At 61.2% G+C, this 18,304-nt stretch carries 15 protein-coding genes and 1 pseudogene; 4 read left to right on the top strand and 12 right to left on the bottom strand.

Going from position 1 to position 18,304, the window contains the following annotated elements:
• Nucleotides 1-27 precede the first annotated feature (27 nt).
• Both recN and AC2FLZ_RS09670 read left to right on the top strand, forming a co-directional pair.
• Nucleotides 28-1,677: a DNA repair protein RecN gene (gene recN, locus AC2FLZ_RS09675; RefSeq protein ID WP_496882128.1), complete on the top strand. Its 1,650-nt coding sequence runs from the start codon at nucleotides 28-30 to the stop codon at nucleotides 1,675-1,677.
• Between the two features lie 99 nt (nucleotides 1,678-1,776).
• The gene (locus AC2FLZ_RS09670) at nucleotides 1,777-3,462 is read left to right on the top strand and encodes a chloride channel protein (RefSeq protein WP_496882127.1); all 1,686 of its coding nucleotides are present in this window, start codon (nucleotides 1,777-1,779) and stop codon (nucleotides 3,460-3,462) included.
• Nucleotides 3,463-3,521: 59 nt separating this feature from the next.
• Here the strand turns inward: AC2FLZ_RS09670 and AC2FLZ_RS09665 are convergent, their stop codons facing one another.
• The 4 genes from AC2FLZ_RS09665 to cobS form a co-directional block, all read right to left on the bottom strand.
• The gene (locus AC2FLZ_RS09665; RefSeq protein ID WP_480475975.1) at nucleotides 3,522-3,863 is read right to left on the bottom strand and encodes a DUF427 domain-containing protein; all 342 of its coding nucleotides are present in this window, start codon (nucleotides 3,861-3,863) and stop codon (nucleotides 3,522-3,524) included.
• Nucleotides 3,864-3,926: 63 nt separating this feature from the next.
• Nucleotides 3,927-5,717: an aminopeptidase P family protein gene (locus AC2FLZ_RS09660; protein WP_496882126.1), complete on the bottom strand. Its 1,791-nt coding sequence runs from the start codon at nucleotides 5,715-5,717 to the stop codon at nucleotides 3,927-3,929.
• A gap of 81 nt (nucleotides 5,718-5,798) precedes the next feature.
• Nucleotides 5,799-7,676: a cobaltochelatase subunit CobT gene (gene cobT / locus AC2FLZ_RS09655; RefSeq protein ID WP_496882125.1), complete on the bottom strand. Its 1,878-nt coding sequence runs from the start codon at nucleotides 7,674-7,676 to the stop codon at nucleotides 5,799-5,801.
• A 121-nt stretch (nucleotides 7,677-7,797) separates the two neighbouring features.
• Nucleotides 7,798-8,784 carry a cobaltochelatase subunit CobS gene (cobS, locus tag AC2FLZ_RS09650; protein ID WP_480475981.1) on the bottom strand — a complete coding sequence of 329 codons (987 nt, stop codon included), beginning with the start codon at nucleotides 8,782-8,784 and terminating at the stop codon, nucleotides 7,798-7,800.
• Between the two features lie 448 nt (nucleotides 8,785-9,232).
• Between cobS and AC2FLZ_RS09645 the strand changes: the two genes are divergently transcribed.
• On the top strand, nucleotides 9,233-10,123 hold the full coding sequence (locus tag AC2FLZ_RS09645) for a Hint domain-containing protein (protein ID WP_496882124.1): 891 nt from the start codon (nucleotides 9,233-9,235) through the stop codon (nucleotides 10,121-10,123).
• A gap of 166 nt (nucleotides 10,124-10,289) precedes the next feature.
• On the opposite strand, the gene AC2FLZ_RS09640 is transcribed toward AC2FLZ_RS09645, so the two are convergent.
• The 3 genes from AC2FLZ_RS09640 to AC2FLZ_RS09630 all read right to left on the bottom strand — a co-directional run bounded on the left by AC2FLZ_RS09640 (nucleotide 10,290) and on the right by AC2FLZ_RS09630 (nucleotide 12,486).
• Nucleotides 10,290-11,078 carry a hypothetical protein gene (locus tag AC2FLZ_RS09640; protein WP_496821613.1) on the bottom strand — a complete coding sequence of 263 codons (789 nt, stop codon included), beginning with the start codon at nucleotides 11,076-11,078 and terminating at the stop codon, nucleotides 10,290-10,292.
• A gap of 101 nt (nucleotides 11,079-11,179) precedes the next feature.
• Nucleotides 11,180-11,728, bottom strand: a complete 549-nt coding sequence (locus AC2FLZ_RS09635; protein WP_480475987.1) for an NYN domain-containing protein — start codon at nucleotides 11,726-11,728, stop codon at nucleotides 11,180-11,182.
• A gap of 131 nt (nucleotides 11,729-11,859) precedes the next feature.
• The gene (locus tag AC2FLZ_RS09630; protein WP_480475989.1) at nucleotides 11,860-12,486 is read right to left on the bottom strand and encodes a J domain-containing protein; all 627 of its coding nucleotides are present in this window, start codon (nucleotides 12,484-12,486) and stop codon (nucleotides 11,860-11,862) included.
• Between the two features lie 106 nt (nucleotides 12,487-12,592).
• On the opposite strand from AC2FLZ_RS09630, the gene AC2FLZ_RS09625 reads away from it, so the two are divergent.
• Complete coding sequence (locus AC2FLZ_RS09625) at nucleotides 12,593-12,847, top strand: BolA family protein (protein ID WP_209597754.1); 255 nt, start codon at nucleotides 12,593-12,595, stop codon at nucleotides 12,845-12,847.
• A 9-nt stretch (nucleotides 12,848-12,856) separates the two neighbouring features.
• Here the strand turns inward: AC2FLZ_RS09625 and AC2FLZ_RS09620 are convergent, their stop codons facing one another.
• From AC2FLZ_RS09620 to AC2FLZ_RS09600, 5 genes and pseudogenes are all read right to left on the bottom strand, one after another.
• Entirely contained in the window at nucleotides 12,857-13,933 is a 1,077-nt protein-coding gene (locus AC2FLZ_RS09620; RefSeq protein ID WP_496821611.1) for a PLP-dependent cysteine synthase family protein, read from the bottom strand.
• 161 nt (nucleotides 13,934-14,094) lie between these two features.
• Nucleotides 14,095-14,526 (bottom strand): DUF4177 domain-containing protein, encoded by a 432-nt coding sequence (locus tag AC2FLZ_RS09615; protein ID WP_496813654.1) that lies wholly within the window; start codon nucleotides 14,524-14,526, stop codon nucleotides 14,095-14,097.
• 80 nt (nucleotides 14,527-14,606) lie between these two features.
• Nucleotides 14,607-15,863: a peptidase T gene (gene pepT, locus AC2FLZ_RS09610; protein WP_480622264.1), complete on the bottom strand. Its 1,257-nt coding sequence runs from the start codon at nucleotides 15,861-15,863 to the stop codon at nucleotides 14,607-14,609.
• 147 nt (nucleotides 15,864-16,010) lie between these two features.
• Nucleotides 16,011-17,522: an Asp-tRNA(Asn)/Glu-tRNA(Gln) amidotransferase subunit GatB gene (gatB, locus tag AC2FLZ_RS09605; RefSeq protein ID WP_267365910.1), complete on the bottom strand. Its 1,512-nt coding sequence runs from the start codon at nucleotides 17,520-17,522 to the stop codon at nucleotides 16,011-16,013.
• 81 nt (nucleotides 17,523-17,603) lie between these two features.
• Nucleotides 17,604-18,304: pseudogene (locus AC2FLZ_RS09600) on the bottom strand (hypothetical protein); the annotation flags it as partial.

Below are 18,304 nucleotides of genomic sequence, written 5' to 3'. Positions count from 1 at the left end.
CATTAGGCTTGGGACGCTGAAGACCCGATGCTGCGCGCCCTTGATATCCGCGACATGCTGATCATCGACCGGCTGGAACTCAGTTTTCAGCCGGGCCTGAATGCGTTGACCGGTGAAACCGGCGCGGGCAAGTCGATCCTTCTGGATTCGCTGGGCTTTGTTCTGGGCTGGCGCGGGCGTGCGGAACTGGTACGGCAAGGTGCGGCACAGGGCGAGGTTGTGGCCGAGTTCGAGCTTTCCGCCGATCATCCCGCACATGCGATATTGTCCGAAGCGGGCCTGCCAGGCGGGGATGAGCTGATCCTGCGCCGGGTCAACACCGCCGAAGGGCGCAAGACCGCTTGGGTCAATGACCGTCGCTGCTCGGGCGATGTGCTGCGCGCACTGTCGGAAACCCTGATCGAACTGCACGGCCAGCATGATGACCGCGGGTTGCTGAACCCGCGCGGCCACCGGGCCATGCTGGACGATTTCGCCGGGGTCTCGGACCGGCTGACATCCGTTCGTGCGGCCTGGGCCGACATGTCACGCGCCCGCAAGGCACTGGCCGAGACAGAGGCCGCGCTGGCGGCCGTCCGAAGTGAGGAAGATTTCCTGCGCCACGCGGTTTCCGAGCTGGACCAGCTTGATCCTCAGCCCGGTGAGGATGCCGAACTTGATGCCCGCCGCCGCATGATGCAGGGGGCCGAGCGTATCCGCGATGATGTCGCCCGCGCCTATGCCATGCTGACCGGGGACGGTGCCGAAGGGGCGATGTCCGACGCTATCCGCTGGCTGGAAGGCGTGTCTGGCAACGCAGGTGGTCAGCTGGACGAACCGATTGCCGCGCTGGGGCGCGCGATGATTGAACTGGGCGAGGCGCAGGATGGCGTGAACGCCTGCCTTCAGGCGCTGGACTTCAACCCGTCGGAACTGGAACAGGCCGAAGAACGCCTGTTTGCCATCCGCGCACTGGCCCGCAAACATGACGTGGCCCCGGATGACCTGGGCGCGTTTGCCGACACTCTGCGCACCCGCCTCAACCAGTTGGAAGCAGGCGATGCCGACCTGGCGGACAGGCGTGCCGCCGTGGACGCGGCACGAAAGGCTTATGACAATGCCGCCGCCGACCTAAGCGCGGCCCGCACGGCGGCTGCCGGGCGGCTGGACGCTGCCGTCATGGCGGAACTGGCTCCGCTCAAAATGGAACGCGCGGTGTTCCGGACCGAACTCACCCCGGCTGAACCCGGCCCCGAAGGGACCGACGCGGTGGCCTTTACCGTGGCCACCAACCCGGGCGCGCCTGCGGGGCCGCTGAACAAGATCGCCTCGGGGGGTGAACTCAGCCGCTTCCTGCTGGCGCTCAAAGTGTGCCTGTCGGGCGATGACAGCGCCCGCACGATGATCTTTGACGAGATTGATCGCGGCGTTGGCGGGGCCACTGCCGATGCGGTCGGTCGCAGGCTCGCGTCATTGGCGCAGGGCGGGCAGGTGCTGGTTGTCACCCATTCTCCGCAGGTCGCCGCGCGTGCGGCGCATCACTGGCGGGTGCAGAAACAGGTAACGGACGGGCAAACCCTGTCCACCGTCATCCCTCTGGCCCAACCCGACCGGGTGGACGAGATTGCGCGCATGGTGGCGGGCGACACCATCACGGACGAGGCCCGCGCCGCCGCCCGGGCCCTGCTGCAGGCCTGATGCGCCCGTGGCACGAATTGGCCTCACACTGTCGCTATCTCACTTTTATTAGGGTGCTCCGTGGCTTACTAAGGGTTACGTGATGATCCCCGAGGGCCAATGACCCAGTCGACCCGCACCGTTCTGCGCAACCAGCTCAATCAGGCTCTGGCCGCGATCAAGGATGCGTGGCGGGTGATGCTGCGCCGGGGGCCAAGCCAGATCCAGTTCTGGTTCATCGCACTGGTCATCGGTATCGCCGCCGGTTTCATGGCGCTTGGGTTCCGCAAAGCCATCCGTGCGTCGCAGGCCTATCTCTATGACACCGACGACGTCCTGCTGCTGCACAGCCATGCCGAGAAACTGCCGTGGTTCATGATCCTGATCATCCCGATCATCGGTGGGCTGGTCGTGGGCCTGATCCTGAACCGGTTCACCAATGACGGGCGCGTCAGGTCCGTCGCTGATGTGATCGAAGGGTCCGCCATCACCGACGGGCGGGTCGAGGTCAAGGCCGGCATCGCCTCGTTCTTTGCCTCGCTGATCACGCTCAGTTCCGGGGGGTCAACGGGCCGCGAAGGCCCCGTGGTGCATATGGCCGGGGTGATTTCCACCTGGGTCAGCAACCGTATCCATGCCGACGGGATCACGGGCCGCGACTTGCTGGGCTGTGCTGTCGCCGCCGCCGTATCAGCCAGCTTCAACGCCCCCATCGCCGGTGCCCTGTTCGCGCTCGAGGTCGTGCTGCGCCACTTCGCCGTGCATGCCTTTGCCCCGATCGTCATCGCCTCGGTCGCCGGAACGGTGATCAACCGCCTCGAATATGGCGACGTTACCGAGTTCACGCTGGAAACGCCCGGATCGCTGCAATTCTATGTCGAACTTCCCGCCTTCCTGATCCTCGGCCTGATCTGCGGCTTTGTCGCGCTGCTGCTGATGCGATCGATCTTCTTTGCTGAAGATATCGGCAGCCATATCCAGAACCGCCTGTCCATTCCGGGCTGGCTGCGACCGGCCGTGTCCGGCGCGATGCTGGGGCTGATGGCGATCTGGTTCCCGCATATCATCGGCGTGGGCTACCAGACTACGATCCGCGCTTTAACCGGCGATCTGGTTTTGACAACCGCGATCCTGTTTGCGGTGACCAAGACAATCGCCGTGGCGATCACCATGGGCGGGCGCATGGGGGGTGGAGTGTTTTCACCGTCCCTGATGATCGGCGCGCTGACCGGGCTGGCGTTCGGACTGATCGCCACAGGGCTGCTGCCGGATGTGTCCGGCACGCACACACTTTATGCCTTTGCCGGAATGGGCGCGGTGGCCGCGGCGGTGCTGGGTGCCCCGATCTCGACCACTCTGATCGTGTTTGAACTGACCGGCGACTGGCAGATCGGCCTTGCTGTTATGGTCAGTGTGTCCATGTCCACGGCGCTGGCCTCACGCCTGGTGGACAGGTCGTTCTTCCTGACCCAGCTGGAACGCCGCGATGTCCATCTGGCCGCCGGGCCGCAGGCCTATCTGCTGGCAATGCTCCGTGCCGGGGCGGTAATGCGTCCGCTCGGGGATCAACGGTCGATCACTGCGGACGAGGCGCAAGCCCTGATCAAACAGGGCCTGTGCATTCAGGCCAGCGCCACGCTTGAGGCCGCGATGCCCTATTTCGACCGCGACGACATTCCCTGCATTCCGGTTATCGTTCTGGAACAGGACGGGTCCGAGACACCGGTTGGCGCGCTCTACCATGTCGACGCGCTCAAGGCTTACAACCGGGCCCTTGCAGCCACCGCGGCCGAGGAACATTCGTAAGGCGCCCGCGACCGGGACAAGCGTTCCGGAAACCTCCGCTGAAACCCTGTCCGGCGCCTCTAAATCTGCTCCACCTTCACCGAGTCCACCGGATAAAATGCCAGGTATCCCTTGATCTCGGCCACGGTGGAAATCGGGTCTTCATAGCTCCAGACCGCGTTTTCGGTCACCGAGGATTTGTTGACGATGGAAAAATGCGTCGCGTCGCCCTTGCCGGCGCAATGCGTCACCTTGTCGGTCTGATCCAGAAACGCCATCGCAACATCGCCGCGCGGAAAGTAAATCACCGGAGCTTTGTCGCCTTCGTGCAGTTCCAGCGCGTTGCTCGTTTCGCCCAGAATCGCACCGCCCGAACGGACAGTCCATTTGCCCGGTGCTTTTTGGATCGTGATCTCAGTCATTTCTATTCCTTCCGTCGACGTATTGGGGCCTCTCCTCTGCCCGTTCTATGTAACAGGCGGGTGTCAGATCGGCGCAGTTGCGGCATCCAACCACAGTTGCGCGTCATGTCCCAGCCTTGGGCGGATTTTTTCCGCGACGTCGCGATGATAGGCGTTCAGCCAGCCGCGTTCGTCAGGCGTCAACATATCCACCATGATCAGCCTGCGGTCAATTGGCACAAATGTCAGGGTGCGCCAGCACAGCATCGCGCGTTCCACGTCGCCACCGGGCAGGGCCGGAGCTTCTTCCACCACCACAAGGTTTTCTATGCGGATGCCAAAAGCGCCCTCGCGGTAATATCCCGGCTCATTCGACAAGATCATGCCGGGTTGCAGCGGGACATGGCTGACCTTCGACAGGCGTTGCGGCCCCTCATGCACGCTCAGATAGGCCCCGACGCCGTGTCCGACACCATGGTTGAAGTCCTGCCCCGCCGCCCATAGCGGCGTGCGGGCCACGCATTCGATGTCGCGCCCGGCCAGCCCTGTGGGCCAGCGCAGCATCGACATGGCAATCATGCCCTTCAGCACGCGGGTGAAGCAGGTCTTTTCCTCCGCCCCGACAGAGCCGATGGCAAGCGTCCGCGTGATATCGGTGGTGCCATCCAGATATTGCCCGCCACTGTCCAGCACCAGCAGATGACCATCCTGCAACCGGCTGTCGGTCTCGTCCGTCACGCGGTAATGCATGATCGCGCCGTTCGGGCCTGTCCCGGCAATGGTATCGAACGAGATATCCTGCAACACATTGTCCCTGCGGCGGTTTTCTTCCAGCCGCGTGACCACCTGCGTCTCGGACAGGCTGCCGGGGGGCTGTGCGTCCAGCCAGCACAAGGTTTCGACCACCGCCACCGCATCGCGCAAATGCGCCTCGGCGCTGCCCGCGATTTCGGCCGGGTTCTTGCAGGCCTTGGGCAGGGCACAGGGGTCGCCGCCATCCACCATGGCATCGCCCAACGCGTCTGCCACGATCTGCGGCACCGTGCTCAGATCCACCTGCACCGCACCGTCCAGCACTGCCACCGCATCCAGAAACTCCGCAGGGTGGCGCACCGTTACCTTCGGGTCCAGATGATCCTGCACGTCCAACAGTTTTGCCGCAGCCATGAACAGCTCGACCCTGCCGTCGTCATGCAGGATCGCAAACCCGTGGGCCACGGGGTTGTAAGCGATATCCGATCCCCGGATGTTCAGCAGCCACATGATCGAATCCGGCAATGTGATTACTGCGGCCTTTCGCCCGGCCTGCCGCAGGTCTGCGGCCAGTCTGGCAATCTTGCTGTCAGCGGTTTCACCCGCAAACTCGATCGGATGCGCCTTGACGGCCTGCATCGGCGGTTCAGGCTGGTCTGCCCAGATCCGGTCCACCAGATTGTCGCAGCGCACCAGTTCGATGCCTGTGCCCTCAAGCTCGTCAAGCGCGGCCGAGATTTGCCCTGCCGCGTGCAGCCATGGGTCGAAACCGACCTTGCCTCCACCGGGCAACTGCTCTTTCAGCCATGCACTCAGGCTCACGTCAGGCCACGGCACCGGCGTGAACACATCCGCGACCTGCGCCTTGACCTGCGTGCGATACCGCCCGTCGATGAACACACCAGCCATGTCGGTCAGCGCAGCACAGAACCCGGCCGATCCCGTAAACCCGGTCAACCAGGCCAGACGCTCATCCCGCGGGGCCACATACTCGCCCTGGTGCGCATCCGACCGTGGGATCAGAAACCCGTCCAACCCTTCGCGCACCAGCTCAGCGCGCAACGCAGCCAGACGCGGTGGCCCCTGCTCGGGCCGCGCGGTCACCTCAAAGGACTGGAACATACTACTCCTCCCTCAGCCGGGCGGTCGATATCGCCGCCTTTTCATCTTTTGGGAAATACTCCCGCCGGAGGCAAGGCCAGCCTAGCCGACCTTTTTCATCCCCATCACCCGCGCCCGCGCGCGTGGATCACTGTCGAACAAAGCCGCCAGTTGTTCCGTCATCGCACCAGCCAGCTGTTCCACATCGGTGATCGTCACCGCACGGTCGTAATACCGGGTCACATCATGACCGATGCCAATCGCCAGCAGCTCGACCATCTTGCGCTTTTCCACCATGGCAATCACATCGCGCAGGTGCTTCTCCAGATAGTTGGCGGGGTTCACGCTCAGCGTTGAATCATCAACCGGAGCTCCATCCGAAATCACCATCAGAATCTTGCGCTGCTCGCGCCGCGCGATCATCCGGCGATGCGCCCATTCCAGCGCCTCACCGTCGATGTTTTCCTTCAGCAGGCCCTCTTTCATCATCAGACCCAGATTGGGCCGCGCCCGCCGCCATGGGGCATCGGCGCCCTTATAGATGATATGGCGCAGGTCGTTCAGGCGGCCGGGTTGCTGCGGGCGGCCATCGTTCAGCCATGCCTCGCGCGCCTGTCCGCCTTTCCACGCCCGCGTGGTAAAGCCCAGAATCTCGACCTTCACATTGCAGCGCTCCAGCGTCCGCGCCAGAACATCGGCACAAATGGCCGCGATCGAGATCGGACGCCCCCGCATCGACCCCGAATTGTCCAGCAACAGCGTCACCACCGTATCGCGGAACTCGGTATCCTTCTCGACCTTGAAACTCAGCGGTGTGGTGGGGTTTGCCACAACGCGCGCAAGACGGCCCGCATCCAGAATGCCTTCCTCGCGGTCGAACTCCCAACTGCGATTCTGTTGCGCCTGCAATCGGCGCTGCAACTTGTTGGCAAGGCGCGAAACCGCCCCTTTCAAAGGTTCAAGCTGCTGATCCAGATAGGCCCGCAGCCGTTCCAGTTCCGCAGGCTCGGCCAGATCTTCGGCCGCAATCTCTTCATCATGCGTGCTCAGATAGACCTTGTAATCCGGGTCGGCCTCGGATGCGGGCGGCGGGGCAGGCGGCTCCAGCGGCGCTTCGCCATCCGGCATCTCCGCCTCGTCACCCAGCTCATCCTCGGCCATCTCATCCATCGAGACCTGCGCCTGAGATTGATCCTGCTGCTCTTCCTGCGTCTGCTCAGGCGTCGCATCCGCGTCCTGATCTTCCTGATCATCCTGACCGGTGCTGTCGGGGTCGGGCTGTTCCTCGGCGTCGTCCTCGGCCTGATCTTCCTGATCGTCGTCCAACTCGTCGGGGTCATCGCCCAGCTGATCGCCATAGCCCAGATCCTTGATCATCTGCCGCGCGAACTTGGCAAACTCCGCCTGATCCGACAGCACGTCATCAAGGTTCTCCAACACGCCACCGGCCTGTTCCTCGATAAACCCGCGCCACAGGTTCATGATGTTCTCGGCCGCAGGCGGCAGATCGCGCCCGGTGGCCAGATGCCGGATCAGATAGCCCGCCGCCACCGACAAGGGCGCATCGGCAGGCTGCTTGCACTGGTCATAGCCGCGCCGGATCGCCTCATGCCCGATCTTGACGTCTATGTTGCTGGCAGTGCCGGGCATATCCCGCGCACCCATCGCCTCGCAACGCGCCGTCTCCATCGCCTCGTACAAGTCCCGCGCCATATCCCCCGGAGGCGCATAGCGCGCATGGGTTGCATCATCATGATACCGGCGCTGCAACGCCAAAGCATCCGCCGTGCCGCGCGCCAGTAGAACCTCTTCCCGCGTCATACGCCGAGACACCTGCGGCAGCCGCATCGACTCGCCCGACAAGCCCGACGGATCGACGGTGTATGAAATGTTCAGTTCAGGATCATCAGCCATGACCTTGGTGGCCTCGGCCAAGGCCTTCTTGAAGGGATCGGCAGGGTTGTCGTTCTTCTGTGCCATGTCCTTAAGCCCTCATCAAAGTGACCTGCCCGGCGCGGAAAACAATAACGGATCCGACTTCATCTGGCCAAAAATATCCCCGCCGGAGGCATTGCGCCCGGAACGGGCGCAATCCGGGCGCTTAGCCCAAGCTCGCACTCGCCGCGCTTTCCGGCAATTCCTCGTCAAAGCAGCGCTGATAGAACTCGGCAACGGTCTGACGTTCCAACTCGTCGCACTTGTTCAGGAACGACAGGCGGAAAGCATAGCCCACGTTGCGGAAGATCTCGGCATTTTGCGCCCAGTTGATCACGGTCCGCGGGCTCATGACGGTGGACAGGTCGCCATTCATGAAGGCGGTCCGGGTCAGATCGGCCACGGTGACCATCTGGCTGACGGTCTTGCGGCCCTCGGCGGTGTTGTAATGCGGCGCCTTCGACAGCACGATCATCGTCTCGGCATCATGGCTCAGATAGTTCAGGGTCGAGACCAGCGACCAGCGGTCCATCTGTGCCTGGTTGATCTGCTGCGTGCCGTGGTACAGCCCCGTGGTATCGCCCAGACCCACGGTGTTTGCGGTGGCAAACAGGCGGAAACACGGGTTCGGCGTGATGATCTCGTTCTGGTCCAGCAGGGTCAGTTTGCCATCATGTTCCAGCACCCGCTGGATCACGAACATCACGTCGGCGCGGCCTGCGTCATATTCGTCGAACACGATGGCCACGGGGTTGCGCAGGGCCCAGGGCAGGATACCTTCGTGGAACTCGGTCACCTGCTTGCCATCGCGCAGTTTGATTGCGTCCTTGCCGATCAGGTCAATCCGGCTGATGTGGCTGTCCAGGTTCACGCGCACAGCGGGCCAGTTCAGACGGGCGGCGACCTGCTCGATATGGGTCGATTTGCCGGTGCCGTGATAGCCCTGAATCATCACCCTGCGATTATGGGCAAAGCCCGCCAGGATCGCCAATGTTGTCTCGGGGTCAAACTTGTAGGTCGGGTCGATCACGGGCACACGGTCGGTGGCTTCGGCAAACCCTTTGACCTTCATGTCCGTATCAATGCCAAATACGTCACGGACCGAGATATCTTCGGTGGGTTTTGCGTTTACATCGATCGATCCGTCAGCCATGCGCCTTGTCCTTATCCTTTGCCCCGCTCACCGGGTTTGAACCCGTGTGTGGTGCAACATATTGCGGACAAGGGCAAGGGAAAGCGGCCCGCTCCGAAAGGTGAGCAGGTTTTTCTTTCAAACTGGCCCTATTGACGCGCGGACGATCCTTGGTCGCGATGGGTACAAGACGCAGATCAAGCCGCGTTCATCAACAATGACAGTGCTGCTATTCGGACGCACCCGCCAAACCATGTGTCCGAAAGGCTGCACGCAGGTAGGTATTCAACAATCTACATGTTGTAGAGGATGACCTTATCAGGCATATAATATGGTCTTATGGGGCGTTTTGTAAGTGATCGGGTGTTGGTGAAGCAGGAATGCCAAGCGCAGGCCTTACCGGGGTGTCGCTCCGTGTCGAATGACAGGCAGACGTTAGAAATTGCCTGCAAAGCCGCGGTGACTCCCGGTGGCATTTAACGCTCTTCTCCACACCGTCAATACGACGGGCCAGAACGATCTCATCGTCCAGAACACGACACAACCCGCGATCATCAGCGGTTCGATGGTGTCGTTTGATGGGGGCACGACCTTCCAGCCCTACACCTATCTTGGCCAGGGAAACTATCGCGGAACCGGGGAATCCGGAGAGTTCATTCAGGTCGGCGGGCAGATCTACGCCTGGGATGCCAATAACCCAACAGGCCCGATGACCACAGGCAACTGGAAGATCACCCCGGTTGATCTGAACCCGACCGATCCACCCTGTTTTGTCTCGGGCACCCTGATCGAAACGGATCGCGGCCCGCGTCCGGTCGAAGATCTGGCCGTGGGCGATCGGGTTTGCGTGGCCGGTGGGACCACGCTGCCCATCGAATGGATCGGCAAACGAACGCTCAGCGCGCAAATCCTGCGCGTCCGGCCCCAATTCAACCCGGTTTGCATCCGGCGCGATGCGATGGGCAAGGGCCTGCCGGACAGGGATCTTTACCTTTCTCCGCAACACCGGGTCGTGCTGGGGGGCTGGCGGGCCGAGCTATATTTTGGCGCACCAAGCGTGTTCTGCGCGGCCATTCATCTGGTCAACGATGATACCATCCGGCAGGTGACGACGGGCGAAGCGGTGACATATTACCACATCGCCTGCGCCGAACATGTGATCCTCACCTCGCACGGCCTGCAAAGCGAAAGCCTGTTTCCGGGCGATATGGCGCTGAAATCACTGCATCGCGACGATGTCGAGGAACTGCGCGCGCTCTTTCCGGGGTTACTTTCAGACGCAGGACCGCACCCCCAAACGTGCCTAAGCTGCCTGACCGGGCGTGAGGCACGCGCGTTGCGAGACATGTTCGCAGACTAGGCCCACATAACGGAAATCGTGGCGCCGCTGTTGGTGCGCGCCCGGATCACGCCCCGCTGTTAACTGCATAAGTGCAGAATTTGCTAATCGGGGATCAACCGAACAAGGTTTGACGCCTTCATCCTCCGGGACATCGACCCAACATCATTCGCGCATGGCACGGGCATTATGGGCCGTTCAACCCGCCTATGCCCCAATCGGCATGGGTCTCGATAACACTGGCCACAGCCAGCGCCTTTTCCGCGATATCCTCCGGAGTGTCCTCGGCGAACGCGATGCGGGTCATCCTGTCGTGCATCGCTTCCGAGGTGTAAAACTCAAAGGCTCGCGTATTGCCCGGGCTGTTCCAGAACGCGGTGATCCAGATCGAGTCTCGCCCCGGAACGCAATATGCACACCAATCGCGCCACAGGCGCAGCACCAATTCGGTATCCGGGCTTGCGGCGACCTGTTCGAACAGCGACTCCAGCGGCCACCCTGCCAGGGCGAACATGCAAAGCGTATCGTCCAGACAGCCGCGTTCCCGTGCCATCTCGCGTTTCAGATACGCGCGCTGGAACCGGTCCAGAATCTGCCATTCCTCGGGTGACCAGTTATCCGGGTTACCGGTTTCAAACCGGTTCAGGCTCACCTCCAGCCCAACACTGGCGGGGTCTTCGTCCACAGACAGAATCTCAAGGATCCGGGGCAGTAGGTACCCCCATGTTTCGCGGGCTATCCCCGCGGGATCACAAGCGGCGAAGAACCAATCCTGAACGTAATGCAGGGGCAGCTCGGCAATGGACGGCGTGAAGAAGTCCGCCTCAATATCGGCGTCCATGCAGCAGCCTTCGCAAACCTCGATACTGCTCGGCTTTGGATAGGCGAAAACCCTGTACGCATCGCTGACGATGTCAGAAAACGGATGATCCGGCGGGATCTTGGCTTTTGGTGGTTTCTGCTCTTTGCGTGCCACGGTCCTTGCATCCAAAACTGTTCTGTCGGGGCAAGGCCACGTCAGTGTCATCCCTGAACGCTACGAAACCCGGATCGATGCGTAAAGCTATGGTCGCGTGGTCAAAGCGAAAACCAAAGCTCATCCTTGCGAAAACCGCCTTTCACAAGACGACCCGCTTTCAACACATCCGGAAACTCGTCCTCCCAGTCCCGGAACATGTCATTTGTAACGATACGTGCCTTGCTGTCCCGCGCCGCCTGCAAGATCAACGGATCTGCCGGCGTGCCTTTGGGCGCGACCATGACCCGCTTGGCCCGCAAGCCCAGGGCGCGGCTCAGCGCCCGGTCGTTCATGTATTCCCCTTCGACCTTGTACCCGACGTTCGCATCGAACACGACGCCCGGTTTGAACCCGGCTTGCTTCAGGCTGGCCAGAACCTGCCGCAACGTTGCCAGATCTGGTGCGCCGTCTTTCCAGTGCATCACGTTCGACCCGTCCACGATGATCCATGTGTTGGCCCTGCGCCAGCCGAACCAGGCCCGGATCAGAAGGATCGTACTGGCGAACACACAAAGCAGGGCCAAAAGGAACAGCCAGTCCATCTCGGTTGGATAGAACTGCGCCACGACCAGCCCACAAAGTGAGGCAAGCAACAAAAAGAAAGGCATACGCACAGCGGTTGCTCCGGGAAAAGCACTGTTTCAATTCCCACTACTATTGCGGGAATTGAAACAGGTTTCCAGACAGCATCCTCACAATCCGTTCAAACTGTGTAAACAGCTGGCGACTGACGGCGGCCCTACTTGAAATTCCGGCTGTCCTTGATCTGGTCCCAGGCCCAGACGACCTCTTGCAACTGCTCTTCCTGCGACCGGTCGCCGCCGTTCATGTCCGGATGCAGCACCTTGATCAGCTTCTTGTACGCCTTGCGCACTTCGGTTTTGGACCAGCTGTCATGGGCTTCCAGAATCTCGATTGCACGGCGTTCAGTGGGGGGCAGGCGACGTCCGCCACCACCCGAGGTGCGCCCCTTGTTCTGCGTGCTGTTGGCGCCCAGAACCTGATGCGGGTCCTCAATGCCCAGACGGGCCCAGGCGCGCGCCTCCGGGTCTCCCATCGGCTTGGTCTCACGTTCCCAAACCTTGTCCTTCGAGCGTTGCGCGTTCAGCTCGGCCTCAGTGGTGCCATCGAAGAAGTTCCACTTCTGGTTATACTCGCGCACGTGCTGCTGGCAGAACCAGAAATAGTCATCCAGAACATCCGGTGCCTTTGGCGCGCGGAACTTGCCCGGCTCGTCACACCCGTCGTGATCGCAGATCCGGACCGAGGTCTCGGACGCGCCTGACATGCCCCGGCGCCCACGCGGGTTCTTTTTCTTGGCGCTGGAAACGGACATATCGAATCCGAAGGGGTCTGATTTCGCCATGCTCTATCCTCACGAACGCATCTTTTCGACTCGGAGGCAGCAGTTTAGTCTAAGCAGCCGAAAGTAGAAGAGGGGGGCGGCAAAAATTTTGCCGCTGAGCAAAAAAATGAGCGTGACCGACGAAATCCGAACCCGCCTGCAAGCCGCCTTTGACCCGCATGAGCTTGACGTGATCGACGACAGCGAAAGCCATCGCGGCCATGCAGGTCACAGGGAAGGCGGCGAAAGCCATTTCAACGTCCGCATCCGCGCCGCCGCATTCGCCGGTCAATCCCGCGTCGCCCGTCACCGGGCCGTGCACAAGGCGCTGGGCGATATCGTGCCCCGCATCCACGCGCTGGCGCTGGATATCGGAACCTGACGCTGCGCCCTATTCCGCGCTCATCTGCGCCGACGGGGTCGAGGCCGAGATCGCATATTCCTCATCCGTCATGACGTCTTCGATCCCCTCGAACAGAGGCGTCGACAGGTAACGCTCGCCCGTATCCGGCAGCATCACCAGCATGACGGATCCCGGCGCCGCGGTTTCCGCCAGATTCATGGCCACCGCAAAGGTCGACCCGCCCGAGATCCCGGTGAATATCCCCTCTTCCGCGGCAAGGCGGCGCGACCACTCAATCCCTTGCGGCCCCGGAACAGGGATCAGCTGGTCGTAATAGGCGTTGTCGATGGCTTCCTGAAGGACCCATGGAATGAAATCCGGCGTCCAGCCCTGAATCGGGTGCGGCTCGAAATTGGGGTGGCTTTCGGTGGGCTGGTGATCGTCATTGCGCGTATTCACATAGCCTGACGACACGATGGCGGCATTTGCCGGTTCGGTCAGGATGATTTTCGTATCGGGCCGCTCCTTGCGCAACACTCGTGACACCCCAGCGACCGTGCCGCCGGTGCCATATCCCGTGACCCAGTAATCCAGCTGCGTGCCTTCGAAATCCGCTAGGATTTCCCGCGCGGTCGTATTCTCGTGAATATCGGCATTGGCGGCAGTCTCGAACTGGCTGGCCAGAAACCACCCGTTTTCCTCGGCCAGTTCCTTGGCCTTGGTATACATGCCGAACCCCTTTTGCGCCTTGGGGGTCAGAACAACCTTGGCGCCCAGAAAGCGCATCAGCTTGCGCCGCTCGACCGAAAAGCTCTCGGCCATCGTCACGACCAGCGGATATCCCTTGGCCGCACAGACCATGGCAAGCCCGATCCCGGTATTGCCCGACGTCGCCTCGACAACCGTCTGGCCGGGTTTCAGCCGCCCATCCCGTTCTGCCGCCTCAATGATATTCAGCGCCAGCCTGTCCTTGACCGACCCCGCCGGATTGAACGCTTCGAACTTCACATAAACGGTCACATGCTCCGGCGCGATCCGGTTGATCCGGATACAGGGCGTGTCGCCGACTGTATCAAGGATGCTGTCATACAGGCGTGCCCGCCCCTGTGTCTGCCGAATACCCATTTCAAAGTCCCTCCCGGTTGTCCGGTTAACATGCCACAGATTTCGCTGGGTTGATAAGCACATATCGCGCCCGCAGCGCCAAACCTGCCCGCGGGCGGGCTGCTCAAACTGCGGTGCACACCGTGTTGCAGGTGTAACCGCACGTCAAACCCTGATCCGTCTCAGGCGTCTTTTTTGTCGCCCGCGGTGTCAGTGTCCTGGTCAACCTGGTCCCGGCTTTTCAATGACAAGGGCGGCTCATTCGCGTCTTCCGAAATTGGTTTCGGCGCGGCCACCACACCGGGGCCGGGGATCGGTTGGGCCAATGGGGTGTCGTCAAACTCGGGTACGTCTCCGATCACCGACGCATCGACTTCCTCGGCCACGACCCGCCGGAACACCAGCACATTGCGCCAGTTTGTGGTCGATCCGGTCAGGCCCGAGCGTTCCTCGCTGGGCAGCAGCTCGGCGCGCTGGTATTCCCAGCCGTCCTGCGCCATCTGGTTCAGAACCTGTTCGACCGAGACCGCAAAGCGGCCCTCGGCCGTTTTCACGCCCTTGGCTTTCACGCCCTTTAGCGGCGCGGGGACGACCTTGTACTCAAAAAGCTGCATCAAGTGTTCCTAAATACCTGTTCGCGCCAACTTACCACGCTGACCCCCGGGTGAAAGGGCCGTCGCCCGACCGGCGGTTTTCAGCCCTGATTATTGCCGCCAGCCTGTGCCGCCTTGGTCACAACCGACAGGCACAGCTCGGTCGCCACTGCCATGTCCTGTACCGATATCCACTCCAGTGGCCCGTGAATGCACTGCATTCCGGTGAACAGGTTAGGGCAGGGGGTGCCGAACTCGGTCAGGCGCGACCCGTCGGTGCCGCCGCGGATCGGCACCGACAGCGGCTCGATCCCCAGCTCGCGGCAGGCGTCGCGCGCCAGATCAACCGGTGTCATGTCGTTTTCCAGCCAATAGCGCATGTTCCGGTATTGGTGGCTGATATCGCAGGTGATGGTCGCGCGCGGTTCCGTGGCCTGCACGGCGGCACAGACCTGCCTTACGATGTCACGTTGCGCCTCAAGGCCCTCCATCTCGAAATCGCGCAGGATCAGCTTGATTTCCATCTCGGACGATCCACCGCTCATGTCGGTGACATGAATGAACCCGTCGCGGCCATCGGTTGTTTCGGGCGTCATGGTGGCCTGCGGCAAGGTCTGCACGATCTTCGCCGCCAGATGGGCTGCGTTCACCATCTTGTCCTTGGCCAGTCCGGGGTGGATTGATACCCCCTCGATCCGGATCACGGCACGGTCGGCCGAAAAGCTTTCATATTCGATCTCGCCCACTTCGGCACCGTCCAGAGTATAGGCGAAATCCGCCCCCAGATCCTTGGGCAGCTGTTCGGTAACGCCGCGCCCGATCTCTTCATCCGGGGTAAAGGCAATGCGGATAGGCCCGTGCGGGATATCCGGGTTTTCGATCAGATGCCGGGCCATGGTCATCAGGATCGACACCCCGGCCTTGTCATCCGCGCCCAGCAGGGTGGTACCCGATGCCGTGATCAGATCATGTCCGATCTTTTCGGCCAGATAGGGGTTCTCGTCCGGAGACAGCACCAGATCCGGATCGTCCGGAAAGGAAATGTCGCCACCGTTGTACCCCTTGATCACCCGCGGCTTGACGCCCGTTGCATTGAACTGGGGGGCCGTATCCACATGCGCCAGAAAGCCTACCGTCGGGCCGGGTGCGGTGCCGGGGATGGTCGCGACGACCACGCTGTCACCTGTCAGCGTCACATCGCTGGCGCCGATCTCGGTCAGTTCCTGCTTCAGCAGGTTCAGCATGTCGAACTGTATCTGTGTGCTCGGCGTGGTCGCCGAGGTCTCGTCGCTCTGACTGTCGATCGCCGCGTAACGCACCAGCCGATCTTCGAGTTCCTGATCAAATCTGTTCTGCATGATACCTCACCTCTCTGGGTCGGAAGAAAGGGTGCAATCACAGGCGAAGTCAAGCCGATGAGCTGACCCCATTTCTTAAGAAATCGTGGAAATCTGATTGTACAAACCTGACAATTGCCACTGGCAGGCTTGTACAAAATGTAAGGTTCAGGAACTCAGCTTCTTGCTGACCAAATCGTTAACGGCCTTCGGGTTGGCCTTGCCGCCGGTCGCTTTCATCACCTGACCCACGAACCATCCCGCCAGTTTCGGGTTCACCTTGGCCTTTTCGACCTGCGCCGGATTGGCCGCGATGATCTCGTCCAAAGCGGCCTCGATCGCGCCGGTGTCGGTGACCTGTTTCATTCCGCGATCTTCGACGATCTGCGCCGGATCACCGCCTTCGGTATAGACGATTTCAAACAGGTCCTTGGCGATCTTGCCCGAGATAGCATCAGAGGAAATCAGGTCAATGATCCCACCCAGCTGCGCCGGAGAAACCGGCGACTCCGTGATGTCGTGGTCTTCTTTTTTCAGACGTCCGAACAGCTCGTTGATCACCCAGTTTGCGGCCAGTTTGCCATTGCGGCCCTGCGCGACCTCTTCGAAATAGGCCGCCGATTCCACTTCGGCAGTCAGCACCGAAGCATCATAGTCGGTCAGGCCGAACTCACTGATAAAGCGCGCTTTTTTGTCGTCAGGCAGCTCTGGCAGATGGGCGGCGATATCGTCCACCCATGCCTGTTCGATCTCCAGCGGCAGCAGGTCGGGATCGGGGAAATAGCGGTAATCATGCGCTTCTTCCTTGGACCGCATCGACCGGGTTTCGCCCTTGTCCGGATCATACAGGCGGGTTTCCTGCTCGACCTTGCCACCGGCTTCGACGATGGCGATCTGGCGGCGGGCTTCGACCTCAATGGCCTGCTGGATGAACCGCATCGAGTTCATGTTCTTGATCTCGCAACGGGTGCCCAGATGCGAAAAGTCCTGTGTTTCCTGATACTTCTCATAAGCACCTGGCAAACAGATCGAGACATTCACATCCGCCCGCAGGTTGCCGTTCTGCATGTTGCCGTCGCAGGTGCCCAGATAGCGCATGATCTGACGCAGCTTGGCGATATAGGCCGCGGCCTCTTCCGGGCCGCGAATATCAGGGCGGCTGACGATCTCCATCAGGCAGACACCGGTCCGGTTCAGATCGACAAAAGACATGTGCGGGTCCATGTCGTGGATCGATTTGCCGGCGTCCTGCTCCATGTGGATACGTTCAATCCGCACCATGCGCGCAGTGCCGTCACCCATCTCGACCAGAACCTCGCCTTCGCCCACAATGGGATGATAAAGCTGGGAAATCTGGTAACCTTGCGGCAGGTCAGGGTAGAAATAGTTCTTGCGGTCAAAGGCCGATTTCAGATTGATATCCGCCTTCAGGCCCAGCCCGGTGCGCACCGCCTGTTCCACGCAGAACTCGTTGATCACCGGCAGCATTCCCGGCATCGCCGCATCCACGAAAGCCACGTTCGAGTTCGGCTCGGCCCCGAATTTTGTGGACGCGCCCGAGAACAGCTTGGCATTGGATGAGACCTGCGCATGCACCTCCATCCCGATCACCAGTTCCCAATCGTGCTTGGCCCCGGCAATGGTTTTGGGTTTGGGCATTTCGTATGTCAGGTCGAGCATGGCGCGCCTCATTTCCGCAGAAGTCTAAGCCTGCGTATTAGGCCCGGCAGGGCCTAGGGGCAAGGGGGAATCCTGACGCGTTCAGTTCTTGGAAAACTGCAGACCAGACGGTGTGAAGGTTACATCCTTGCCGCTGCGCAGTTCATCCCGGAACAGATCCGAGATAGCGCGCAGCGCGTCGCGCTGACCGCGCGCAGCAAACCGCTCGGGCGAGTTGATGCGGACCGAGTTGTTGAACCCGTTGGCGGCATGGGCCCAGATCAGGGGGTGAAGCTCGGTCAGGTGATCGCGGATCAGCCAGTTTGCGGTGTCGCGCATCTGGGCGCGGACATTGTCTGCTTTTTCGTTCAGCCCGTGACCATTCTGAATGGTGATTGCACAATAGGCCGACAACATATTGATCATCTGCTGATCAGGGCGCAGACCGACGATATCGCGCAATCCTTCAAGGAAATATTCGACATCGACCTGTGCGCAGGCCTCTTCGTCCAAAGCGATGGCATCGAATTGCACCCACGTATATCCACCTGCGCCCCAGATATCCTGTGTCCGGACGGCATTGCGCAGTGCCTGTAATTCCAGTTCTGCGTAGCTGCCGAACCACCGGGGCAAAAGATGGCTGCCCATCGCGCGCATGTGACGCTGATTGTGCGGGTCCAGTGTGATCAGGTGCTCGTACTCATCGGCAACGCGGGCGTTTGACTTGCGCTGCCCGGCCAACAGGGCACAACCGGCGGCCGCAATCAGAGGGCTGTCCGGCGCATCCGCCTTGCACTTGGGCA

Source organism: Ruegeria sp. YKSF131, assembly GCF_059612645.1.
This window is presented reverse-complemented; position numbering and strand designations above follow the sequence as displayed.